37 protein-coding genes are annotated in these 20,630 nt (G+C 40.6%); 1 reads left to right on the plus strand and 36 read right to left on the minus strand.

Annotated elements, in window-relative coordinates; all coding sequences use genetic code 11:
* The 7 genes from RTK36_RS08895 to RTK36_RS08925 all read right to left on the minus strand — a co-directional run.
* The coding region (locus RTK36_RS08895; protein ID WP_312046329.1) for a DUF819 family protein at positions 1–403 on the minus strand (403 nt) is incomplete at its 3' end.
* 698 nt (positions 404–1,101) lie between these two features.
* A complete protein-coding gene (gene rpsI / locus RTK36_RS08900; RefSeq protein ID WP_312046330.1) occupies positions 1,102–1,494 on the minus strand; it encodes a 30S ribosomal protein S9 in 393 nt (130 codons plus the stop codon).
* A gap of 18 nt (positions 1,495–1,512) precedes the next feature.
* On the minus strand, positions 1,513–1,950 hold the full coding sequence (gene rplM, locus RTK36_RS08905; RefSeq protein WP_312046332.1) for a 50S ribosomal protein L13: 438 nt from the start codon (positions 1,948–1,950) through the stop codon (positions 1,513–1,515).
* A 178-nt stretch (positions 1,951–2,128) separates the two neighbouring features.
* Complete coding sequence (truA, locus tag RTK36_RS08910) at positions 2,129–2,905, minus strand: tRNA pseudouridine(38-40) synthase TruA (RefSeq protein ID WP_312046335.1); 777 nt, start codon at positions 2,903–2,905, stop codon at positions 2,129–2,131.
* A 225-nt stretch (positions 2,906–3,130) separates the two neighbouring features.
* Positions 3,131–3,955 carry an energy-coupling factor transporter transmembrane component T family protein gene (locus tag RTK36_RS08915; RefSeq protein ID WP_312046337.1) on the minus strand — a complete coding sequence of 275 codons (825 nt, stop codon included), beginning with the start codon at positions 3,953–3,955 and terminating at the stop codon, positions 3,131–3,133.
* Positions 3,952–4,809 (minus strand): energy-coupling factor transporter ATPase, encoded by an 858-nt coding sequence (locus RTK36_RS08920; RefSeq protein WP_312046339.1) that lies wholly within the window; start codon positions 4,807–4,809, stop codon positions 3,952–3,954. Before RTK36_RS08920 ends, RTK36_RS08915 begins: the two co-directional genes overlap by 4 nt.
* A complete protein-coding gene (locus RTK36_RS08925) occupies positions 4,785–5,651 on the minus strand; it encodes an energy-coupling factor transporter ATPase (RefSeq protein ID WP_312046341.1) in 867 nt (288 codons plus the stop codon). Before RTK36_RS08925 ends, RTK36_RS08920 begins: the two co-directional genes overlap by 25 nt.
* A gap of 366 nt (positions 5,652–6,017) precedes the next feature.
* Between RTK36_RS08925 and RTK36_RS08930 the strand changes: the two genes are divergently transcribed.
* Entirely contained in the window at positions 6,018–6,197 is a 180-nt protein-coding gene (locus RTK36_RS08930; RefSeq protein ID WP_312046343.1) for a hypothetical protein, read from the plus strand.
* Positions 6,198–6,468: 271 nt separating this feature from the next.
* Here RTK36_RS08930 and RTK36_RS08935 read toward each other — a convergent pair whose 3' ends face one another.
* The 29 genes from RTK36_RS08935 to rplB all read right to left on the minus strand — a co-directional run.
* On the minus strand, positions 6,469–6,849 hold the full coding sequence (locus RTK36_RS08935; RefSeq protein ID WP_312046345.1) for a hypothetical protein: 381 nt from the start codon (positions 6,847–6,849) through the stop codon (positions 6,469–6,471).
* 214 nt (positions 6,850–7,063) lie between these two features.
* On the minus strand, positions 7,064–7,606 hold the full coding sequence (locus RTK36_RS08940) for a bL17 family ribosomal protein (protein WP_312046347.1): 543 nt from the start codon (positions 7,604–7,606) through the stop codon (positions 7,064–7,066).
* 106 nt (positions 7,607–7,712) lie between these two features.
* Complete coding sequence (locus RTK36_RS08945) at positions 7,713–8,672, minus strand: DNA-directed RNA polymerase subunit alpha (protein WP_312046349.1); 960 nt, start codon at positions 8,670–8,672, stop codon at positions 7,713–7,715.
* Positions 8,673–8,762: 90 nt separating this feature from the next.
* On the minus strand, positions 8,763–9,365 hold the full coding sequence (gene rpsD / locus RTK36_RS08950) for a 30S ribosomal protein S4 (protein ID WP_312046351.1): 603 nt from the start codon (positions 9,363–9,365) through the stop codon (positions 8,763–8,765).
* Between the two features lie 20 nt (positions 9,366–9,385).
* The gene (gene rpsK, locus RTK36_RS08955; RefSeq protein ID WP_312046353.1) at positions 9,386–9,787 is read right to left on the minus strand and encodes a 30S ribosomal protein S11; all 402 of its coding nucleotides are present in this window, start codon (positions 9,785–9,787) and stop codon (positions 9,386–9,388) included.
* Positions 9,788–9,811: 24 nt separating this feature from the next.
* Positions 9,812–10,180: a 30S ribosomal protein S13 gene (rpsM, locus tag RTK36_RS08960; protein WP_066047632.1), complete on the minus strand. Its 369-nt coding sequence runs from the start codon at positions 10,178–10,180 to the stop codon at positions 9,812–9,814.
* A 216-nt stretch (positions 10,181–10,396) separates the two neighbouring features.
* A complete protein-coding gene (rpmJ, locus tag RTK36_RS08965; RefSeq protein ID WP_004034721.1) occupies positions 10,397–10,510 on the minus strand; it encodes a 50S ribosomal protein L36 in 114 nt (37 codons plus the stop codon).
* A gap of 16 nt (positions 10,511–10,526) precedes the next feature.
* Positions 10,527–10,745 carry a translation initiation factor IF-1 gene (gene infA / locus RTK36_RS08970; RefSeq protein ID WP_312046355.1) on the minus strand — a complete coding sequence of 73 codons (219 nt, stop codon included), beginning with the start codon at positions 10,743–10,745 and terminating at the stop codon, positions 10,527–10,529.
* A gap of 13 nt (positions 10,746–10,758) precedes the next feature.
* Positions 10,759–11,043 (minus strand): KOW domain-containing RNA-binding protein, encoded by a 285-nt coding sequence (locus RTK36_RS08975; RefSeq protein ID WP_312046357.1) that lies wholly within the window; start codon positions 11,041–11,043, stop codon positions 10,759–10,761.
* A gap of 19 nt (positions 11,044–11,062) precedes the next feature.
* Positions 11,063–11,812: a type I methionyl aminopeptidase gene (gene map / locus RTK36_RS08980; RefSeq protein ID WP_312046359.1), complete on the minus strand. Its 750-nt coding sequence runs from the start codon at positions 11,810–11,812 to the stop codon at positions 11,063–11,065.
* 1 nt (position 11,813) lies between these two features.
* On the minus strand, positions 11,814–12,452 hold the full coding sequence (locus RTK36_RS08985; RefSeq protein WP_312046361.1) for an adenylate kinase: 639 nt from the start codon (positions 12,450–12,452) through the stop codon (positions 11,814–11,816).
* 86 nt (positions 12,453–12,538) lie between these two features.
* Positions 12,539–13,804, minus strand: coding sequence for a preprotein translocase subunit SecY (secY, locus tag RTK36_RS08990; RefSeq protein ID WP_312046363.1), 1,266 nt, complete (start codon positions 13,802–13,804; stop codon positions 12,539–12,541).
* Complete coding sequence (rplO, locus tag RTK36_RS08995) at positions 13,804–14,244, minus strand: 50S ribosomal protein L15 (RefSeq protein ID WP_312046365.1); 441 nt, start codon at positions 14,242–14,244, stop codon at positions 13,804–13,806. Before rplO ends, secY begins: the two co-directional genes overlap by 1 nt.
* Positions 14,245–14,261: 17 nt before the next feature.
* Positions 14,262–14,441, minus strand: a complete 180-nt coding sequence (rpmD, locus tag RTK36_RS09000; protein WP_304509525.1) for a 50S ribosomal protein L30 — start codon at positions 14,439–14,441, stop codon at positions 14,262–14,264.
* A 13-nt stretch (positions 14,442–14,454) separates the two neighbouring features.
* A complete protein-coding gene (rpsE, locus tag RTK36_RS09005; RefSeq protein ID WP_066047622.1) occupies positions 14,455–14,958 on the minus strand; it encodes a 30S ribosomal protein S5 in 504 nt (167 codons plus the stop codon).
* An 18-nt stretch (positions 14,959–14,976) separates the two neighbouring features.
* Entirely contained in the window at positions 14,977–15,345 is a 369-nt protein-coding gene (gene rplR / locus RTK36_RS09010; protein ID WP_312046366.1) for a 50S ribosomal protein L18, read from the minus strand.
* Positions 15,346–15,413: 68 nt separating this feature from the next.
* Positions 15,414–15,956, minus strand: a complete 543-nt coding sequence (rplF, locus tag RTK36_RS09015) for a 50S ribosomal protein L6 (RefSeq protein WP_312046368.1) — start codon at positions 15,954–15,956, stop codon at positions 15,414–15,416.
* A 31-nt stretch (positions 15,957–15,987) separates the two neighbouring features.
* Positions 15,988–16,389 carry a 30S ribosomal protein S8 gene (gene rpsH / locus RTK36_RS09020; RefSeq protein WP_312046370.1) on the minus strand — a complete coding sequence of 134 codons (402 nt, stop codon included), beginning with the start codon at positions 16,387–16,389 and terminating at the stop codon, positions 15,988–15,990.
* A gap of 19 nt (positions 16,390–16,408) precedes the next feature.
* Positions 16,409–16,594 carry a type Z 30S ribosomal protein S14 gene (locus RTK36_RS09025; RefSeq protein WP_066047615.1) on the minus strand — a complete coding sequence of 62 codons (186 nt, stop codon included), beginning with the start codon at positions 16,592–16,594 and terminating at the stop codon, positions 16,409–16,411.
* Between the two features lie 14 nt (positions 16,595–16,608).
* Positions 16,609–17,148 carry a 50S ribosomal protein L5 gene (rplE, locus tag RTK36_RS09030; RefSeq protein ID WP_312046372.1) on the minus strand — a complete coding sequence of 180 codons (540 nt, stop codon included), beginning with the start codon at positions 17,146–17,148 and terminating at the stop codon, positions 16,609–16,611.
* 21 nt (positions 17,149–17,169) lie between these two features.
* Positions 17,170–17,481: a 50S ribosomal protein L24 gene (rplX, locus tag RTK36_RS09035; protein ID WP_312046374.1), complete on the minus strand. Its 312-nt coding sequence runs from the start codon at positions 17,479–17,481 to the stop codon at positions 17,170–17,172.
* 13 nt (positions 17,482–17,494) lie between these two features.
* A complete protein-coding gene (gene rplN / locus RTK36_RS09040) occupies positions 17,495–17,863 on the minus strand; it encodes a 50S ribosomal protein L14 (protein ID WP_312046376.1) in 369 nt (122 codons plus the stop codon).
* Positions 17,864–17,888: 25 nt separating this feature from the next.
* Positions 17,889–18,146: a 30S ribosomal protein S17 gene (gene rpsQ, locus RTK36_RS09045; protein ID WP_066047601.1), complete on the minus strand. Its 258-nt coding sequence runs from the start codon at positions 18,144–18,146 to the stop codon at positions 17,889–17,891.
* A gap of 31 nt (positions 18,147–18,177) precedes the next feature.
* Complete coding sequence (rpmC, locus tag RTK36_RS09050; protein WP_256147913.1) at positions 18,178–18,387, minus strand: 50S ribosomal protein L29; 210 nt, start codon at positions 18,385–18,387, stop codon at positions 18,178–18,180.
* On the minus strand, positions 18,384–18,821 hold the full coding sequence (gene rplP, locus RTK36_RS09055; protein WP_066047596.1) for a 50S ribosomal protein L16: 438 nt from the start codon (positions 18,819–18,821) through the stop codon (positions 18,384–18,386). The genes rpmC and rplP overlap by 4 nt, the downstream gene beginning before the upstream one ends.
* A gap of 2 nt (positions 18,822–18,823) precedes the next feature.
* On the minus strand, positions 18,824–19,483 hold the full coding sequence (rpsC, locus tag RTK36_RS09060) for a 30S ribosomal protein S3 (protein ID WP_312046378.1): 660 nt from the start codon (positions 19,481–19,483) through the stop codon (positions 18,824–18,826).
* An 11-nt stretch (positions 19,484–19,494) separates the two neighbouring features.
* On the minus strand, positions 19,495–19,884 hold the full coding sequence (gene rplV / locus RTK36_RS09065) for a 50S ribosomal protein L22 (protein ID WP_312046380.1): 390 nt from the start codon (positions 19,882–19,884) through the stop codon (positions 19,495–19,497).
* Positions 19,885–19,912: 28 nt separating this feature from the next.
* Positions 19,913–20,197 carry a 30S ribosomal protein S19 gene (gene rpsS, locus RTK36_RS09070; RefSeq protein ID WP_066047591.1) on the minus strand — a complete coding sequence of 95 codons (285 nt, stop codon included), beginning with the start codon at positions 20,195–20,197 and terminating at the stop codon, positions 19,913–19,915.
* Between the two features lie 64 nt (positions 20,198–20,261).
* A partial coding sequence (gene rplB, locus RTK36_RS09075; protein ID WP_312046383.1) for a 50S ribosomal protein L2 occupies positions 20,262–20,630 on the minus strand: 369 nt, incomplete at its 5' end.

Below are 20,630 nucleotides of genomic sequence, written 5' to 3' on the forward strand. Positions count from 1 at the left end.
CCGTCATCATCGCTGCAACACCTGCTGCATCAGGAACACTGTTCTTCAATAAATTGAACGCCAAAACAGCTGAACATGTAGTACCAATTGATCCAATCAGGAAAATAATCAGCAGCTTTCCCGATTCTTTCCAAATTTTACGAATATCACACTGTAGCAGCAACAGTGGTATTGCCAATGGAACCACGTAGCCCCAAATAATGTCGTCGAACCATGGTGCGTTTGTGGGGATAATGTTAAAATTTGTTAATAGCAATGCCCCAATCAGCGCAATAATTGCACCGGAAAGCTTAGAGGCCCAAGCCCATGTCTGTTCTGCATAAATGGAAAATGCAACCCAGCCACAAGTGATAGCCATGAGCGCCCACGTGTTGTCAGCACTAATTAAAGTTGTACCCGTCATAATATCTCCTCCTTCAAAAAAATAAATAAGTAAAATTCCAATGCCCATATTTCCATGGCTGCAACGCAGAATAACAGGCCAGATTCATGATGAATCGTTCAATATTTTGAATTAATTCAACATATTGAATCTTTGTTCAAAATATACCACCCTTTTTCATACCTGTCAATAACCAAAATAGCAAAATATTACTACCAACATTATATTTTTTTATATTGAAGTTCATGCTAATGCAAAATTTTGCATTCCCTAGATCTCTTTTTGTCACAAAGTTTGTCAATAGTGCTAAAATAATCATTAATATTTATTATTATATTAAAAAAGTGTCTTTTCTTCATTTTTTTTACTACAAAACTAAAACACATTTGCTTTTTTCTGTAAGACAATTTTTATTTTTCATATTCTATCGCAGTTGATATATAAAGGATTTATTCTTAATTGTAATAACCTAGGATTATTGATTTTCAGGAAAAATACGCCTGTGTTAAGTTCCAAAATCATTTAAAAAAAATATAAGGGGCTTCAGAAAACAGCGCAGGCATTCTTGTAAAGCATTGTGTCATTTGCGTGTCATTTGCGTGTCATTTCCCTTTTTTCATTGCCATATATCATACTGCTGAAGCGAATGAAGACAATAAAATAAACCCCAAAAACATGATGTTTTCGGGGTTTTGTTGTTTCGTATAAAATCGAAATAATTATCTCTTGCTGAACTGAGGCGCACGTCTTGCTGCCTTGAGACCATATTTCTTTCTTTCTTTCATTCTAGGGTCACGAGTCAAGAAACCAGCTTTTTTCAAAGCAGGTCTGTAATCGCCATCTGCCTGAAGTAATGCTCTGGAGATACCGTGTCTGATCGCACCTGCCTGACCTGTAAATCCGCCACCATTTACATTAACCAAAACATCAAACTTAGCTGTTGTTTCTGTTAATTCCAAAGGCTGACGAACAATCAGCTTCAATGTTTCAAGACCAAAATATTCGTTGATATCTCTTTTATTTATTGTTACTTTTCCGTTGCCGGGTACCAAATATACTCTAGCTACGGAAGATTTTCTTCTGCCTGTACCGTAATATCTAGCTGCTGCCATTATGCTTTCCTCCTCCTATTAAAATTTAATTTCCAATTTTTCGGGTTTCTGTGCTGCATGGGGATGTTCTGCACCTGCATATACATGCAACTTGCCAAACATCTTTCTTCCCAGAGCATTTTTAGGAAGCATACCTTTTACAGCATGTTCAATAACTCTTTCAGGGTGTGTTTCCAGCATTTTATCCAGTCTGGTTGTTTTCAAACCACCTGTGTAACCGGAGTGATGATGATATAACTTCTGCTCCAATTTTTTGCCTGTTACAGCAACCTTCTCAGCATTGATAACGACAACAAAGTCACCCATATCAACGTTAGGTGCATACTGAGGTTTATTCTTGCCTCTTAAAATGTTTGCGATCTCTGTAGAAATACGACCTAAAGTCATATCAGCAGCATCAACCAAATACCACTTTTTTACTACATCAGATTCCTTCGCAATGTAAGTTGTTCTCATGGTTTTTACCTCCCTATTCATAATTTGTTTGATCCGTTGACTTTGCCGTTTCGCGGGAACAAAACGGTCAATCTCCATTATGTGTTTTCACATAACTTATTGGATCCCACCTTGAGAAACATATATTTAAAGCCAAAAGGCTCTAAAATCAAAATACAGCTTTTTAATTATAGTACATTCAACCCTTCCTGTCAACAGCTTTTCCTGGCAAATCATAATAAATTTCCTGCAACGTCAAGCCTTGTGGCTCTGCCGTTATGCCAGCCTTTTCCCGATTCCCACTTTGAATGATTTCTAAAATATTATCAGCGGGTATTTTTCCATGACCAACAGCAATTAAAGTACCGGCCATAATTCTTACCATATTATATAGGAAGCCATCACCAGTCACATAAATCGAAATTACATTGCCCTCTCCCTTTACGTAACAATCAAAAATGCTTCGTACCGTCGAGGAAACAGTGCTCCCTGCTGCGCAAAATGCTCTAAAATCGTAGGTACCAATAAAGTCTCGTGCAGCTCTATTCATTTTTTCCAAATCTAGGGGACTATATACAAATGTTGAATATAACCTCTCCTTAGGATTTTGCATGGGACCATTCCAAATACGATATTCATAGGTCTTTTTAATGCAATCATACCTTGGATGGAATTCAGTCGGAACCTCTTGTGCATTTACCACAACAATATCCGATGGAAGCAGAGGGCGAATGGCAAAAGGAATTTTTTCAACAGGTATCGTTGTTTCCACATCTATTATTGCCCTTTGTCCCAGGGCATGCACACCCCTATCCGTTCTGCTTGCGCCAATGCAGGTTAAATTTGGGGAACGAAACAAAACCCTTAGCGCCCTCTCCAATTGCCCCTCAATAGTTATGACTTCCGGCGACAATTGCTTTTGCCATCCGCTATAGTTGGTTCCATCATAGGCGATGGTCAATAGTATACGCTTCACAAGATGCCTCCTGACATTAAGAAAAGGGAGATGCAAGCCTCCCCTTTAACGATCGCTTTATAAGGTCATATCTATTTTCACAAATTTTCTAAGTTAAGTACCTTCCAACTATCCAGTAAATTTTCACTAGAATAGATGGAATTCAGAACACTGATTCATTCTGAATATAAATTTTATATATACTTTTGCTTTTAGCTAGAATTCGATTTTATAGATATCCAAAACTTAAATTAAAAATGTAAATATATTTGTTACATATCTTATGCCAAGTATCGCTACTAGATATAGTATCCCCAAAGCAAATGCACTGTAGTCTCTTTTTTGCATTTGCATACGGTTCATACGAGTTCTATTTTCGTCTCCATGGTAGCATCTTGCCTCCATAGCCATTGCCAACTCCTCAGCACGACGAAAGGCGGAGATGAAAAGGGGAACAAGAATAGGAATCAAACTTTTCGCTTTTTGCATTAAGTTTCCCGAATCGAAATCCGCGCCTCTTGCCTGTTGGGCTTTCATAATTTTATCTGTTTCGTCCAGCAATGTGGGAATAAAGCGCAGAGCAATTGTCATCATCATTGCAATTTCATGGGCAGGTACCCCAATTTTTTTGAATGGACGAAGCATAAACTCAATGCCATCCGTCAATTGAATGGGTGTAGTGGTCAAAGTCAGCACAGAAGATCCTACAATCAAAAGTACCAATCGAATACACATTTTCCCGGCCAAAATAATTCCTTCCACGGATAAGCTCAAAAATCCCCATTGCCAAAGTATTTGCTCTCCCTTTGTCATGAAAAGATTGATAAAAGCTGTAAATAAAATGATTATCATTATGCCTTTAATCCCCTTAAGCATAAACTTTAAAGGAACCTTAGACACCCGAATCACTGCTGCCAAAACCAAAATTACAAACAAATACCCCGCAAAGCTATTAATCATAAACAATGTAATAATATACAGAAAGGTCAAGGCAAGTTTAACTCTGGCATCTAGGCGATGGACTGGGGACTCCACCGGATAATACTGCCCTATGGTAATATCCCGAATCATACCCTCACCTGCCTTACCAAATTCATCAACACTTTTTTCGCATCCTCCACTGTAAAAATATCCAACGGTACATCAACGCCTTTTTCTTTTAGTGCCGCAAATACATAGCTTACTTGGGGTGCCGCCAGTCCCATAGCTTCCAGCTCCTTTACATGGCAAAAAACCTCTTGAGGAGTTCCTTCCATGGCAGCCTTGCCTTCATGCATCACAATAATACGATCAACCAGTTTGGCAACATCCTCCATGCTATGGCTCACTAAAATAACCGTTATTCCTCGCTCTTCGTGAAGATGCTTGATGGATTGTAGTATTTCGTCACGCCCCTTGGGGTCTAAACCCGCTGTTGGCTCGTCCAATATCAATACCTCAGGATTCATGGCCAAAACCCCAGCAATGGCAACACGGCGCTTTTGCCCCCCAGAAAGCTCAAAGGGGGATTTTTCGTATAGCTCAGGCCCAATTCCTACGATTTCTAATGCAGCAACCACGTTTGTGTGAATCTCTTCCTTAGATAATTGCATGTTGGTAGGTCCAAAAGCTACATCTTTATATACCGTCATTTCAAAAAGCTGATACTCTGGGTATTGAAATGCTAAACCTATGCGCCGCCGCACCTCTTTAAGTTTTGCCTTATCTCTATGAATATTTTCTCCGTCTAATAAAATTTCACCCTTACTTGGGGTGATAATTCCATTCAAATGTTGTATTAAGGTAGATTTGCCCGAGCCTGTATGCCCGATTAGTCCAACAAATTCACCTTTTTTAATTTCCAGAGTAACATCATCTAGTGCTTTTTTTTCAAAAGCCGTTTCTGGATTATAAATGTATGTTAAGTGGTTAATTTTAATTGACATAGTGCACCTACCATTTCCTCGACTGTTAAAATATCTGCGGGTATGTCAACGCCTTCTTTGCGTAAAAGATGGGCAACCTCCGTCACTTGCGGTACATCCAAGCCGTACTGCTGTAACCGCTCAACCTGAGAAAAAATCTCCTTAGGTTTGCCCTCCATCACTACCTCGCCATCATCAATCACATAAACCCGATCCCCACGGACTGCCTCGTCCATATAATGGGTAATCAGTATAATGGTAATGCCTTCATCTTTATTTAAGCGTTCAATGGTCTCCATTACCTCTTTGCGTCCAACTGGGTCCAGCATGGCTGTAGGCTCGTCCAAAACAATGCAGTCGGGTTTCATGGCAAGCACACCTGCAATGGCTATACGTTGTTTCTGACCGCCAGAAAGCTTTGAAGGCGTGTGCTTTGCATACTTTTGCATATGAACGGTAGCCAAAGCCTCGTCTACCCGTTGGCGAATTTCTTCCGGCGCAATGCCCATATTTTCTGGACCAAAGGCAATATCCTCTTCCACAACTGTTGCCACCAATTGATTATCAGGATTTTGAAAAACCATGCCTGCAGATTGACGAATTTTCCAAATTAAGTCTCCATTTTTTGTATCCATGCCATTCACCCATAAATTGCCCCCTGTGGGTTCCAGCAATGCATTAATGTGCTTTGCAAAGGTAGATTTTCCTGAGCCATTATGTCCTAAAACAACTACAAATTCACCTTTTTCAATCTCTAAATCAACTGCTTTTAAAGCAGAAACCTTTTCTTCTTCAGTGCCGTGGTCTGTTTCAAGCATTTTGGTATATTCATACGTCAAACCTTCGGCCTTCACCATTTTCATAATTTCACCTTTTCTATAAAGGATTTTTATCCTCTTAAGTCTATGACAAATAATGCTCACAGCTATGAATAGGATACGTTTTTTCCACAAAAAAGTCAAGAAAAACACGGCTTTGTTATACAAAAAGTACAGCATCTCCCCTTAATAAAATCTTCAGTTTCTCGTAAGCACATCGTAATTCTGCCTTAAGGGTATCTTCTACTATTTGTGTTATTCTTAGAGCATAGAACTCAATCACTGTAATCTGTTGGTAACATAGGAGAAAAGTGGCTGTAACAACATCGTAAACCCACTGTAACCTACGTTAACCCCCTTTATGCTACAATAATAAAAACAGAGTTTTCTTTTTTGAAAGGAGAGACATTTATGAAAAAACAATTACTAAAACTTGCAGGTGCTTCTATTCTGGCTTTTTCCATATCCTTTATAACATTTATGTCTCTGACTGTAGCAATCCAAAACAACCAAGAAAAGAAAGAGGCTGCCGCCATTCACGCAGAACAGACCTATCCTAATGATACTACTCTGACATCGGTTCTCCACTAAAATAAAAAATGCCTTTTCAACTCTATAAAACCCCTGTGCTTATTTTTTCTGCACAGGAGTTTTCTTACTTACAGGAAAATTAGTGATGCTTATATAAAATATAAAAATTCACGACACCCCATATCATTTTGATAAGATTATATAGGCAAGCTTCATAAATTGGACTATATATAGTCTACTTTTTATTTTGTATAAACCTTTCTCTAAAATGTATTTACAACTTGAACAGCGATAAAATAGCCACTCTTTTTTCTATATAGCAACTCACAACCTATTCTGCTAACTTTAATACTGTTTCCGTAATCATTGGAATCTCATCTATCTTTTTGAAATTCAATTCAACTTCTCCATCTGAAAACTGAAAGGAACGTTTATCGCTCTTAATTCTTTGTGGCGTAACTTTCTTTCCACCCAGCTCATAGGTGTCTTCGGCAAATTCCCGGAAATATCCTTTGTTGTATAGACCTTCATGCTCAATATAATAATAAAATATCCCCTCGTCATAAACTGTTATATAACAATTCCGAATTGTTACACAAGCATACGTACCGATAAACTGATTTGTCATTCCTATTCCTTCAGGAGGCTTCTGATTCCAAAGAAGAAGAATAACTATGACTGCACTTGTAATGAAGCATTTTCTTTTTTTCACATTCAACCTCCATGCAGGTAATCCCTAATATACTGCTAAGCATGCTTATGCTTATGTTTATCTGTCTATGTTAATAATTTTCATCATATGGCATAATGAACAGTATACACCAACTGTTATATTTTCACAAATAATGCGTAGGCTTAAATTAAAATATTGCAAAGGGACATACAAAAAGCGATTCCCCAAATGGAGAACCGCTTTCATTTATCTATTAAACCAATTCAATGAATACTTCCATCGCGCCGTCGCCTTTTCTAGCGCCCAGCTTTACGATTCTTGTATAACCACCGTTACGGTCAACATACTTAGGAGCAATTTCATCAAACAATTTCGCTGCCATGTCAACTTCTTTACTCATTGTTCTAACTTTCTTGCCATCAGCAGGAACTTCAGTTACAGGGTAAAGATAAGCCAACAGTTGACGTCTTGCTGCAAGTCTGGAAGGTTTATCCTTCTTTACTGTTTTCTTAACTTCATTGTAAACTGTTACTTTTTTGCCGTTTACAACTTCTTTTATACGCTTGCCGCTTGCGTCTTTTTTTGCAACTTTTGCTGTTACTTCAACTTCATCGAAGTTGTCTTTTTCTTTCACAGCAATTGTGATGAGCTTTTCAGCAATTCTTCTTACTTCTTTCGCTCTTGTTTCTGTTGTTTTAATTTTGCCGTGATACAGCAAATTTGTTACTTGGTTTCTCAACAGAGCCTTTCTTTGGGGTGTTGTTTTTCCAAGTTTTCTATAACCGGATGCATGCATGGTTTGTATCCTCCTAGTTGATCCCCGTAAGATAGTGCCCGCCACCACTGCTCCTCGGGCTTATGTGGTGACGTAATCCTACGGTAATAATAGTAACGGGCAGAACTTATTCGTCGCTGGGTCTTAATGCCAAGCCAAGCTCTGCCATTTTGTTTAAAACTTCTTCCAAAGACTTGCGTCCCAAATTTCTAACCTTCATCATTTCCTCTTCTGTCTTATTAGCAAGGTCTTCCACTGTGTTGATACCCGCTCTCTTTAAGCAGTTGTAAGAACGAACAGAAAGATCAAGCTCTTCAATACTCATTTCAAGAACCTTTTCTTTCTTGCCTTCCTCTTTCTCAACCATAATAGAAGCATCCTTTGCGTTATCAGAAAGATCAATAAACAGGTTCAGATGCTCATTTAAAATTTTTGCACCGTAGCTAACTGCATCATCAGGTGCAATGGTGCCGTTGGTCCATACTTCCAGTGACAATTTGTCATAGTCGGTAATCTGACCTACACGAGTATTTTCCACAAGGAAATTTACTCTGGTAACGGGCGTGAAAATACTGTCAACAGGGAGCATGCCAATGGGTTGGTCGTCCTTCTTATTTTTGTCCGCACCAATATAACCGCGTCCTTTGTTGATGGTAATCTCCATATAAAGTTTGCTGCCAGCGCCGCCGGAAAGTGTTGCAATGTGATGATCGGGATTTAGAACCTCAACATCACTGTCTGTTTTAATATCAGAACCTTTTACTTCCCCCTCACCCTCAACGTCAATATAGGCAATTTTGGGTTCGTTTCCTTCGCTGGTGTTTTTAATTGCAATTCCCTTTAAGTTCAGGATAATTTCTGTTACATCTTCCTTTACTCCGGGAATTACGCTAAATTCATGAAGCACGCCATCAATTTTTACATTGCTGACAGCTGCCCCAGGAAGAGAAGATAATAATATTCTTCTCAGGGAATTTCCTAATGTTGTGCCATAGCCTCTTTCCAAAGGCTCTACCACGAACTTACCATAAGTTCCGTCCGGTGCCATCTCAGCAATCTCAATACGAGGTTTCTCAAATTCAAACACTCATTCAAACCTCCCTTTTTTATATTAAGGTGCTGCGGGACATTTTGCCCCACAGCTTTTTGATTGACTTTTTTGCACAACCGTTTCAGATTATTTGGAGTACAGCTCGACAATAAATGTTTCTTCAACAGGAATGTCAATCTGTGCTCTTGTAGGTTTTGCTACAACTGTGCCGCTTAACGCATCGTGGTTAGCAGACAGCCATTCAGGAACCATTTTGCCATCAGTAGAAGCCAAAACGTCTTTATATCTCTGAATGGATTTGTATTTTTCTTTTACTTCAATTGTATCGCCAACCTTTACCTGATAGGAAGGGATATCCACAGGCTTACCGTTTACGGTAACGTGTTTATGACGAACAATCTGTCTTGCTTCTTTTCTTGTTCTGCCGTAACCAAGACGGAACATTACGTTATCCAGTCTCATTTCAAGCAGCATAAGCAGGTTTTCACCGGGAATACCTTCTTTTTTTGCAATTTTTTCAGCCTGAGCATAGTAGCCTCTGAACTGTTTTTCTAAAACGCCGTAGATGAATTTAGCTTTCTGCTTTTCTCTCATCTGAAGGCCGTATTCGCTCATTTTTCTGTTTGCTTTTAAGTTTTGCTTTTTGGATTTTTTATCAATACCAAGGTAGATGGGATCCAAGTTCAAGGATCTACATCTCTTCAGTACGGGTACTCTATCTCTTGCCATTTATCTACACCTCCTGATGATTATACTCTTCTGCGCTTAGGTGGTCTACAGCCGTTGTGAGGAACGGGTGTTACATCTCTAATCATTGTAACTTCCAAACCGGCAGCCTGCAATGCACGGATTGCAGCTTCACGACCTGAACCGGGGCCCTTTACAAAAACTTCAATGGTCTTCAGACCGTAGTCAGAAGCAGCCTTTGCAGCTGTATCTGCAGCCATCTGTGCTGCATAAGGTGTGGATTTTTTGGATCCTCTAAAACCCAGCTGACCAGCACTTGCCCAAGAAAGCGCATTGCCAATAGCATCAGTGATTGTAACGATTGTATTATTAAAAGTAGACTGAATGTGAGCCTGGCCCCGTTCTACTTTTCTTTTATCACGGCGTCTGCGAGTTGTTGTCTTTTTCACAGTTTTCTTAGCCATTATTCAAACCTCCTTTGAAATCAATTATTTCTTCTTATTCGCAACGGTCTTTCTAGGACCTTTTCTTGTTCTTGCGTTTGTCTTTGTTTTCTGACCTCTTACAGGCAAGCCTTTTCTGTGGCGGATGCCTCTGTAACAGCCGATTTCAATCAGACGTTTGATATTCAAAGCGATTTCTCTTCTCAAGTCACCTTCAACCTTTTGGGATTTATCAATGACTTCACGAATTTTAGCCACTTCATCATCAGTTAAGTCTCTTACTCTAGTATTAAGATCTACACCCGCTTCGTTCAAAATACGAACTGCACTAGGGTGACCGATGCCATAAACATAAGTCAGACCAACTTCAACGCGCTTTTCTCTTGGTAAGTCTACACCAGCAATACGTGCCATGTATATCTTGCACCTCCTATAATTTTCACTCAGTTATTTCATCTTCAAAAATTTTCGCATAAATAATTTGATACCCATTGGGCATTACAAACAGAGCGAACAGCCGTCAGCCTGTACGCTGCCTCTGCTATTAACTGTATGCTCCTCCCGGTACATTGACGGATTTATCAAACGACTCTAAAAGGTATTCCCTTCGGATAAGTCATAAAATATATATCAGCCTTGTTTCTGTTTATGCTTTGGATTTTCACAAATGACCATTACACGACCTTTTCTTTTAATAATTCTGCATTTTTCACACATAGGTTTTACAGATGGTCTTACCTTCATTGTGATCGCTCCTTCCTTATTTCGCTCTCCAAATAATTCTGCCCTTAGACAGATCGTAGGGAGACATTTCAACTAATACTTTGTCGCCCGGCAAAATACGGATGAAGTTCATACGCAATTTCCCGGAAATGTGTGCCAGGATCTGATGGCCGTTTTCCAGCTCTACCTGAAACATGGCATTGGGTAATTTCTCCAGTACGGTTCCTTCTACTTCAATTACGTCATCTTTTGACAAGCCAAGAACCTCCTTAACAGTCTGCTGCTTTTACTTGATACATTTTTATAGCCTTACGAATATCCGCATCCAGAATGTAAGCATTCTGAATTATTTTTTCGGCCATAACTACGTCCACAAAATTGGTAGGCTGTACATGAATCATTTTCTTGCGCTTGGGCTTTTCAAGCCTACGCGTTTTTCCGTCGGCCAGATATAAATACCTGCCTTCAACGGAAAGAACCATCATTGCCTCACCTTTATCGTGGCCGTCTTTAGAAAAAACGATTTGCCCGATTTGATATTCCAACGCAATCACCTCAATTCTTCCTTGTCTATTAGGGTAACGTGAGAATTTCGGGGGCACCGTCAGTAATCAATATGGTATTTTCATAATGCGCTGCAAATTTCCCATCTTTGGTAACCGTAGTCCATCCATCTTTCAACAGGCGAACATTATAATCACCTACATTTACCATAGGTTCAATAGCAAGGGTCATACCCTTTTTCAACTGAACTCCTTTGGATAATGTCCTAAAGTTAGGAACCTCCGGCGCCTCATGAAGTTCTTTGCCAATACCATGGCCAACATAAGCACGAACAACGGAAAATCCATTTTCTTCTACGTATTTCTGGATAGCTGAGCCTATATCATTGAGATGATTGCCTTCTTTTGCAAATTTTATGCCTTCAAAAAAGCTTTGTTTGGTCACTTCAATTAATTTTTTTGCTTCAGCCGAAATTTTGCCTACTGCATAAGTTCTGGCCATATCTCCATGATAGCCTTCTAAGATACATCCCATGTCAACGCTAAGGATATCGCCTTCTTTTAAAATACGCTTTCCGGGTATTCCGTGCACAACCTCCTCATTTACCGAGGTACAAAGGGTTGCAGGAAATCCGCCATAGCCTTTAAAGGAAGGAATACCACCTTGACTGCGAATATAGTCCTCCGCCAGCCCATCAAGATATGCCGTTGTTACACCAGGCACAACAGCTTTTGCAATGAGTTCTTCTGTTTTTGCCAGAAGCTGCCCAGCTCTACGCATCTTCCCAATTTGATTTTCTGTTTTTATCGTGATAGCCATGTTATCTCTCCAGACCTTCTATGATTGCCTTGGTGATTTCATCAATCGGCATGGTACCATCCACTTCGATTAATATGTTTTCTTTTTCATAAAATGCAACCAAAGGCTCACTTTGTTCGTGGAATGTTTTAATTCTTGCAAGTCCTGCCTCTGTTGTATCGTCTTTGCGTTGGGTCAGTGCTTCACCGCACACATCGCAAATACCAGCAACCTTTGTAGGCAAGAATAATTTATTAAAAGTTGCACCGCACTTGGGACAAGTTTCTCTTGCAGTTAATCTGGCAAGCATAATCTCGTCGGGCGCATTAATATAAACAACTTTATCAAGAGCTACCATTTCTTCAAGCTTTTCGGCCTGAATGACAGTACGAGGGAAACCATCCAAAATAAAACCGTTTTTGCAGTCATCCTTCTGAATTCTCTCTTTTACAATAGCAATGATTAATTCGTCAGAAACTAAGCCGCCAGACGCCATAATGCTTTTCGCCTGAATACCCAGCTCTGTACCCTTTGCAACTTCTTCTCTCAGCATATCACCCGTTGAAATGTGAGCGATACCGTAATGCTTTACCAGACGTGCAGCCTGTGTACCTTTACCTGCAGCGGGTGCACCAATGAGAACCAATTTCATAACAATCATTACCTCTTTTCTTTAGATAGCCCTTCTCTTTTTGAACTCCCCATTCAACCCGGGGAAATGCCTAAGCATTTCCCAGCAGGTTAAGATTATTCACTCAAGAAACCTTTATAGTGGCGCATGAGCAACTGGCTTTCCAAAGACTTTACAATATCCAGTGCAACACCAACCACAATGATTAATGTTGTACCACCAAAGCCTACGTTAATCTTAAATATCCATTGAAGCGCAACAGGTACCATAGCCAAAATTGAGTAGCAAATAGCGCCAACCAAAGTGATTCTGTTTACAACCTTTGTGATATATGTGCTTGTGGGTTGACCCGGTCTGATACCAGGGATAAATCCACCATTTTTCTTCATATTCATTGCGATTTCGTTGGGGTTAATCACAATAGAAGTATAGAAATAGGTGAAGAATAAAATAAGCACAATATACAGACACGCACCAATGGGATGTGTCATATTAAGAATTTCTGTAATCTTTGTAAATGTCGCACCTTTATTGGGGATAAAGTTGCCGATTTGCTGTGGAAACTGCAACAGGGAAATCGCAAAGATAATTGAGATAACACCTGCAGTATTTACCTTGATAGGCATTGTTGTGCTGCTTCCACCCATTTGCTTGTGTCCTGCCATTTTGGAAGAATACTGCACAGGCAGTCTTCTTTCACCAGTATTAACACATACTATAAATGCCAATACAATCAGCAAAACAACCAAAATCGCTGCAACCTTTGCAACACCGGCTACGCCGGAACCAGAAATTGTATAATACATACTTGCAATACCTTGAGGCAGATTAGAAACGATATTGATAAAAATAATCATGGAAGAACCGTTTCCAATGCCCTTTGCAGTTATCTGCTCAGCCAGCCACATTACAAATGCAGAACCGGTAACCAAACAAATTACAGAAGCTGCATAAATCAGCGTGCTGTTGGTCAGGAACATATTCTGATAAGTATATGTGAGACCCGCACCCTGGATCAGCGCCAACACAACTGTCAGATATCTGCTGTAAGACTGTAACTTTTTACGCCCTTCCGGGCCTTCTTTTGAAAGCTGTTCAAACTTCGGAATCGCAATCGTCAGCAATTGCATTATGATCGATGCATTGATGTATGGGCCAATACCCATAGCAAAAAGGGACCAACTTGAGTTTGCGCCACCGGCAATTACACTATACAGTGTACCAACACCAGTCGCCCCCCTTGCTGCGATTACACTTGCCGCGTCAATACCGGGTAAAGCGATTAATGTACCTAATCTAACGACTGCGAAAATCATCAGAGTGTACAATATTTTGTTTCGAATTTCTTTCGTTCTCCAGGAATTAACGAAAATCTTAAACATTAAATCACCTCTGCTTTTCCGCCGGCTGCTTCAATCTTTTCAAGCGCAGTTTTGCTAAACTGATTTACTTTGATTGTAAGTTTTCTTTCAAGCTCACCCTCTCCGAGAATCTTAACGCCGTCTCTGGGATTGCTAACTAAGCCAACAGCTTTTAAAGCATCGATATCTACTACTGCATCGTTTTCAAAAACGTTTAACATGTTAACGTTGATGGAAATGATGTCTTTACTATTTCTGCATGTGAAGCCTCTTTTAGGAAGTCTTCTGTATAAAGGCATCTGACCGCCTTCAAAACCGCACTTACCGCCGGAACCGGAACGCTGACCCTGACCTTTATGGCCTCTGCCTGCTGTTTTACCGTTACCTGTTGCATGACCTCTGCCGCGTCTCCATGCACTTTCCTTGGAGCCTTCTGCAGGTCTCAAATCGCATAAGTTCATTTTTGCACCTCCTCAAATCAAATTTCTTCAACTTTTACAAGGTGGCTTATCTGATGGATCATTCCTCTGATAGCCGCATTGTCCTGCTGAACGACACTGCTGTTTGTCTTTTTCAGTCCCAAAGCCTGCACTGTTTTTTTATGTTTCGGAACTGCTCCGATTGTAGATTTCACTAATGTGATTTTAATTTCAGCCACTGTCAATTCCTCCTTAACCTAAGAGTTCTTCTACAGTAATGCCACGAAGCTTTGCAACAGCTTCTGGTGTTGTCGCTCTTGACAAACCTTCGATTGTTGCACTTACAACGTTGCGCTTATTGTTGGAACCCAAGGATTTTGTTCTGATGTTACGTACGCCTGCCAATTCCAGTACCGCACGAGCGGGACCACCAGCGATAACGCCAGTACCTTCAGCAGCTGGCATCAATAACACGCTAGCGCTGCCAAATACACCCTGTACATCATGATAGATGCTGTCTACATCGTTTCTTTCAACTTTGATGATGTTTTTGATTGCATCCTCTTTGCCTTTACGGATGGCATCGGGAATTTCAGCCGCTTTGCCCATGCCGCAGCCAATGTGGCCATTGCCATCACCAACTACAACCAGAGCTGCGAATCTGAATGTACGACCACCCTTAACAACCTTTGTTACACGGTTGATAGTTACTACTTTATCTTTCAGATCTAAAGTGCTTGGATCGATTCTCTTCAACTTGCTTTCCTCCTTGCCTTAGAAATTTAATCCGGCTTCTCTTGCTGCATCCGCCAAAGCTTTCACTTTACCATGGTAAATGAAACCGCCTCTGTCGAAAACAACTTCTGTAATGCCTTTTTCAACTGCTCTTTTTGCCAGAACTTCACCAACAACAGCTGCTGCAGCAACAGTGGAAGTAAATTCAACTTTGCTTGCAATTTCAGATTCCATTGTGGAAGCTGCAACCAATGTGTGATGTGTAACATCATCGATGATCTGTGCATACATATGCTTATTGGATCTGAACACTGCCAATCTAGGTCTTTGTGCAGTTCCATTCACATGATTGCGGATTCTAAAGTGTCTTTTCACACGAGCCGCCGCACGAGATGGCTTTCTAATCATAGTTTTTCACTCCGTTTCTAAAAATCAGTCATTTTCCGATATAAATAGCTCAAGCCGTCAGGCGTTGATTATTTCTTACCGGTCTTACCAACTTTACGTCTAATCTTCTCGTCAGCGTATTTAATACCTTTACCTTTGTAAGGTTCAGGGGGACGTTTTGTTCTGATTTCAGCAGCAAACTGTCCAACTTTTTCTTTATCAATACCCTTAACAGTAATTTTGTTTGTACCTTCAACGATGGTTTCAATACCAGCGGGATCTTCCATCTCAACGGGATGAGAATAGCCCAGAGTAAGTGTCAGCTTCTTGCCAGACTTAGCTGCTCTGTAACCAACACCGTTGATTTCCAAAACCTTTGCATAGCCCTGTGTAACGCCAACAACCATATTGAAAATCAAAGTTCTTGTTAAACCGTGTAAAGCTTTATGCTTCTTCAGATCGCTGGGTCTTGTAACTACGATCTGACCTTCTTCCATTGCGATATGCATGTCAGCGGATAATTTTCTTTCCAAAGTACCCATAGGTCCCTTAACTGTCAGCAGGTTGCCTTCGCCGATTTTAACATCAACGCCAGCAGGCACTGCAACAGGGAGTTTACCGATTCTTGACATGGTCTGCACCTCCTATTTTCTTTAACTATTATTACCAGATAAAAGCAATAACTTCGCCGCCTACGCCAACTTTTCTTGCTTCTTTATCTGTCATCAAGCCGTGGCTTGTGGAAATGATTGCAATACCCAATCCACCTAAAACCTTAGGCAGTTCCTCTTTGTTTGCAAAAACTCTAAGACCAGGTTTAGAAATTCTCTTCAAACCTGTGATTACCTTTTGGTTTTTGTCTGCGCCATATTTCAAGCTAACGCGAATTGTGGATTTTACACCATCCTCAATTACTTCATAGCCCTTTACATAACCTTCTGTTGTCAAAATGTCAGCAATTGCTTTCTTCATTTTGGAAGAAGGAACATCTACTGTATCGTGTTTTGCTGTGTTACCGTTTCTGATTCTTGTCAGCATATCTGCGATAGGGTCGCTCATTGACATTATGAATTCCTCCTTTCTTTTACCAGCTTGCTTTCTTTACGCCGGGAATCTGGCCTTTGTACGCCAATTCACGGAAGCAAATACGGCAAATTCCATATTTTCTAAGCACAGAGTGTGGTCTGCCACATACTCTGCAACGTGTGTAAGCTCTTGTGGAGAACTTAGGAGTTCTCTGCTGCTTCACGATCATAGATCTTTTAGCCATTTTTGTCCCTCCCTTTATTTTGCGAATGGCATACCAAATAATTTAAGCAATTCTCTTGCTTCTTCATCAGTCTTAGCTGTTGTAACAAATACGATATCCATACCTCTGATTTTATCAACTTTATCATATTCGATTTCAGGGAAAATCAGCTGTTCTTTGATACCCATTGTGTAGTTGCCTCTGCCATCAAAGCTGTTTGCCTTCACACCACGGAAGTCACGTACACGAGGAAGGGCAATGTTGATCAATCTGTCAGCGAATTCATACATTCTGTTGCCTCTCAGTGTAGTCTTACAGCCAATATTCATACCTTCACGAAGCTTAAAAGCCGCGATGGATTTTTTCGCCTTTGTAACTACAGGCTTCTGTCCAGTAATGATAGTCATATCTTTTACTGCACCATCTAAAATTTTCGCATTTTCCTTTGCTTCGCCAACGCCCATGTTGATAATGATTTTTTCCAGCTTGGGCACTGCCATCTTGTTCGTATATGAAAATTTCTTAATCATTTCAGGAACTACTTCTGCTTCATAAAAACCTCTTAATCTGCTCATTGTTTACCTCCTTTCCAAGAATCAGTCGATCACTTCGCCTGTCTTTTTTGCAACTCTTACTTTTTTGCCGTCCTTAATCATAGCACCAAGACGTGTTGCCTTGCCATTATGAAGATACATTACGTTGGAAGCGTGAATATAACTTTCCTTCTTAATGATACCACCCTGTTGATTTTTTGCATTGGGCTTTGTATGTTTAGAAATCATGTTAACGCCTTCTACAAGAACTCTGTTGTTCTTAATATCAACAGCAAGAATCTTGCCTTGTTTGCCTTTATCTTTACCTGTTGTTACAACGACTTTATCGCCGCTTTTCAATTTCAAGTTAGCCACTTAGCACACCTCCTTATAATACTTCAGGTGCCAGAGAAAGAATCTTCATAAACTGTTTCTCTCTCAGCTCTCTGGCAACGGGTCCAAAAATACGTGTACCCCTGGGGTTTTTGTCATCTTTGATAATAACCGCTGCATTGTCGTCAAATTTAATATAGCTTCCGTCTGCTCTGCCCACGGAGTGCACTGTTCTAACCACAACAGCCTTTACAACATCGCCTTTTTTCACAACGCCGCCGGGTGTTGCATCTTTAACAGCTGCAATAATGATATCGCCAACGCCTGCATATCTTCTTGTAGAGCCGCCGAGTACTCTAATGCAAAGGAGTTCTTTTGCTCCGGAATTATCTGCTACTTTTAATCTGGTTTCCTGTTGAACCATGTGATTGCCTCCTCTCCAAAAAGGATTATTTTGCTTTTTCGATAATACTTACAAGTCTCCATCTCTTATCCTTAGACAAAGGTCTGGTTTCCATAACCTTTACGCGGTCACCGATGCCACATTCGTTGTTTTCGTCATGTGCTTTGAGTTTGTAAGTTCTGTTTACGATTTTACCATACAAAGGGTGTTTTACTTTATCTTCCACAGCAACAACAATTGTCTTGTCCATTTTGTCGCTGACTACTTTACCAATTCTGGTTTTACGAAGATTTCTTTCTTCCACAAAGAGTTCCTCCTTTCAATAGACCGGATTATTATTCTGCGGCTCTAGCCTTTTGTGTAATCACTGTCTGAATTCTTGCAATACTTTTACGAACTTCCTTGATTCTTGCTGTATTATCCAACTGGTTCGTTGCGTTTTGGAATCTCAGGTTGAATAATTCTTTTTTAGCAGAAACAAGGTCTCTTTGTAATTCATCTGCAGTCTTACCTGTCAATTCATTTACATAACCTTTTGTTTTCACTGCTGATCACCTGCCATTTCTGCCGCCTCTGCCTTGGAAACAATTTTACATTTGATAGGAAGCTTATGAATAGCCAGTCTCAACGCTTCTCTTGCTGTTTCTTCTGCAACGCCGCCAATTTCAAACATTACTCTGCCGGGTTTTACTACCGCTACCCAGAATTCAGGCGCGCCTTTACCGGAACCCATACGAGTACCGATAGGCTTCGCGGATACGGGTTTATCGGGGAATACTTTAATCCAAACGTCACCGCCACGCTTGATATATCTTGTCATAGCGATACGTGCTGCTTCAATCTGGTTTGCTGTAATCCAGCTTGGCTCCATAGCCATAATACCGAATTCACCGTAAGTTACTTTGTTGCCTCTATGGGCACGGCCCTTCATGGAGCCTCTTTGCTGCTTACGATATTTCACTCTTTTAGGCATTAACATAATTACTTAGCGCCTCCTTCCTTTTTCGCTGCTTTTACAGGAAGTACCTCACCTTTGTAGATCCAAACCTTTACACCCAACTTGCCGTAGGTTGTATCAGCTTCTGCAAAACCGTAGTCAATGTCTGCACGCAGTGTCTGAAGAGGAATGGTACCTTCATGATAGCTTTCTGTACGAGCCATGTCCGCGCCGCCCAAACGACCGCTAACAGATGTTTTAATACCCTTTGCGCCGAACTTCATAGTTCTGCCCATGGACTGCTTCATTGCACGACGGAATGTAACACGGTTTTCCAACTGCAATGCGATATTTTCAGCTACCAGCTGTGCATCCAATTCAGGTTTTTTGATTTCTTCGATATTTACAGCAACTTTCTGTGTTGTCATTTTCTGAATGTCAGCTTTCAATTCTTCAATTGCCTGACCATTCTTACCGATAACGATACCAGGCTTCGCTGTGCTTACTGTAATCTTCACTCTGCCAGCAGTTCTTTCGATAGCAATTTTGGAAATGCCGGAAGTGTATAATTTTGATTTGATGAATTTTCTGATTTTAACATCTTCTATAAGGTAGTCAGCGAATTCTTTCTCTGCATACCATTTGGTATCCCAATCTTTGATGATACCGACTCTTAATCCATGAGGATTTACTTTCTGTCCCATTTCGTACCTCCTTATCTCTCATTGAGAATGATGGAAATATGGCAGGATCTTTTCAGGATCCGATATGCTCTGCCTTGTGCTCTAGGGCGGATTCTCTTCATTGTGGGGCCCTGATCAGCACTTACCTCTTCCACATACAATTTGTTTACGTCCATACCCAAGTTGTTTTCTGCATTAGCCATTGCGGATTTCAAAACCTTCGCAATGATTTCGGAAGCATATCTTGGGGAATAATTTAACAATGCCGCTGCAGTAATAACATCCTTGTCTTTGATCTGATCCAAAACGATCTTCGCTTTTGTGGCAGGGATGCCAACATACTTTGCAGATGCATGGGGTCTTTTTTCTTGTGTTGCAATGTTTCTTTCCTTCTTAATTTGGCTTCTATGACCTTTTGCCATGAACGAAACCTCCTTTCGTTATCAGATATTAGCGAACTCTTGATTTCTTTTCTGCGTCTTTGCCATGACCTCTGTAGCTTCTTGTCAGTGCAAATTCACCAAGTTTGTGACCTACCATATCTTCAGTAATATATACAGGCACGTGTTTCTTGCCGTCGTAAACTGCGATTGTATGACCGATCATATCGGGGAAAATTGTAGAACGACGAGACCATGTTTTGATTACGTTCTTTTCGCCCGCTGCATTCATAGCATCAATCTTCTTTAAAAGATGATCATCAGCGAAGGGTCCCTTTTTGAGTGATCTGCTCATGTTTTAATCCTCCTTGTTTCGTGTTTTTGCGCTTTAGGCTGCCGCCCTTACGCAATCCGATCTATTAGCCGTTTCTGCGGCGAACAATATACTTGTTGGAAGCTTTGTGCTTGTTTCTTGTTTTGTAACCCATAGCAGGCTTGCCCCAAGGTGTCATAGGAGATGGACGACCGATAGGCGCTCTACCTTCACCACCACCGTGAGGGTGATCGTTAGGGTTCATTACGGAACCTCTTACAGTAGGTCTGATACCCATATGACGTTTTCTACCAGCTTTACCAATATGAATCAGTTCGTGATCCAAGTTACCAACCTGACCAACAGTTGCTCTACATTCGATGGGCAGTAATCTCATTTCACCGGAGGGAAGCTTTACTGTTGCATACTTGCCTTCCTTTGCCATCAACTGTGCAACGTTACCAGCGGAACGAAC

Origin of the sequence: Anaerotignum sp., assembly GCF_031981185.1 — a bacterium.
Taxonomy (GTDB): Bacteria; Bacillota; Clostridia; order Lachnospirales; family Anaerotignaceae; genus Chakrabartyella.

Coding starts and splice junctions, on each gene's coding strand:
- rpsI (WP_312046330.1), bottom strand. CDS start 1,494: ATGGCAGCAGCTAGATATTACGGTACAGGCAGAAGAAAATCTTCCGTA.
- rplM (WP_312046332.1), bottom strand. CDS start 1,950: ATGAGAACAACTTACATTGCGAAGGAATCTGATGTAGTAAAAAAGTGG.
- RTK36_RS08915 (WP_312046337.1), bottom strand. CDS start 3,955: ATGATTCGGGATATTACCATAGGGCAGTATTATCCGGTGGAGTCCCCA.
- RTK36_RS08920 (WP_312046339.1), bottom strand. CDS start 4,809: ATGTCAATTAAAATTAACCACTTAACATACATTTATAATCCAGAAACG.
- RTK36_RS08925 (WP_312046341.1), bottom strand. CDS start 5,651: ATGAAAATGGTGAAGGCCGAAGGTTTGACGTATGAATATACCAAAATG.
- RTK36_RS08930 (WP_312046343.1), top strand. CDS start 6,018: ATGAAAAAACAATTACTAAAACTTGCAGGTGCTTCTATTCTGGCTTTT.
- RTK36_RS08940 (WP_312046347.1), bottom strand. CDS start 7,606: ATGCATGCATCCGGTTATAGAAAACTTGGAAAAACAACACCCCAAAGA.
- rpsD (WP_312046351.1), bottom strand. CDS start 9,365: ATGGCAAGAGATAGAGTACCCGTACTGAAGAGATGTAGATCCTTGAAC.
- rpsK (WP_312046353.1), bottom strand. CDS start 9,787: ATGGCTAAGAAAACTGTGAAAAAGACAACAACTCGCAGACGCCGTGAT.
- rpsM (WP_066047632.1), bottom strand. CDS start 10,180: ATGGCACGTATTGCTGGTGTAGACTTACCAAGAGAAAAGCGCGTTGAA.
- rpmJ (WP_004034721.1), bottom strand. CDS start 10,510: ATGAAGGTAAGACCATCTGTAAAACCTATGTGTGAAAAATGCAGAATT.
- map (WP_312046359.1), bottom strand. CDS start 11,812: ATGGCTATCACGATAAAAACAGAAAATCAAATTGGGAAGATGCGTAGA.
- RTK36_RS08985 (WP_312046361.1), bottom strand. CDS start 12,452: ATGATTGTTATGAAATTGGTTCTCATTGGTGCACCCGCTGCAGGTAAA.
- secY (WP_312046363.1), bottom strand. CDS start 13,804: ATGTTTAAGATTTTCGTTAATTCCTGGAGAACGAAAGAAATTCGAAAC.
- rplO (WP_312046365.1), bottom strand. CDS start 14,244: ATGAACTTATGCGATTTGAGACCTGCAGAAGGCTCCAAGGAAAGTGCA.
- rplR (WP_312046366.1), bottom strand. CDS start 15,345: ATGATTAGAAAGCCATCTCGTGCGGCGGCTCGTGTGAAAAGACACTTT.
- rplF (WP_312046368.1), bottom strand. CDS start 15,956: ATGTCAAGAATCGGTAAACTCCCTGTTGCAGTGCCTGCTGGCGTTGAT.
- rpsH (WP_312046370.1), bottom strand. CDS start 16,389: ATGTCAATGAGCGACCCTATCGCAGATATGCTGACAAGAATCAGAAAC.
- RTK36_RS09025 (WP_066047615.1), bottom strand. CDS start 16,594: ATGGCTAAAAGATCTATGATCGTGAAGCAGCAGAGAACTCCTAAGTTC.
- rplE (WP_312046372.1), bottom strand. CDS start 17,148: ATGAGCAGATTAAGAGGTTTTTATGAAGCAGAAGTAGTTCCTGAAATG.
- rplN (WP_312046376.1), bottom strand. CDS start 17,863: ATGGTTCAACAGGAAACCAGATTAAAAGTAGCAGATAATTCCGGAGCA.
- rplP (WP_066047596.1), bottom strand. CDS start 18,821: ATGTTAATGCCTAAAAGAGTGAAATATCGTAAGCAGCAAAGAGGCTCC.
- rpsC (WP_312046378.1), bottom strand. CDS start 19,483: ATGGGACAGAAAGTAAATCCTCATGGATTAAGAGTCGGTATCATCAAA.
- rplV (WP_312046380.1), bottom strand. CDS start 19,884: ATGGCAAAAGGTCATAGAAGCCAAATTAAGAAGGAAAGAAACATTGCA.
- rpsS (WP_066047591.1), bottom strand. CDS start 20,197: ATGAGCAGATCACTCAAAAAGGGACCCTTCGCTGATGATCATCTTTTA.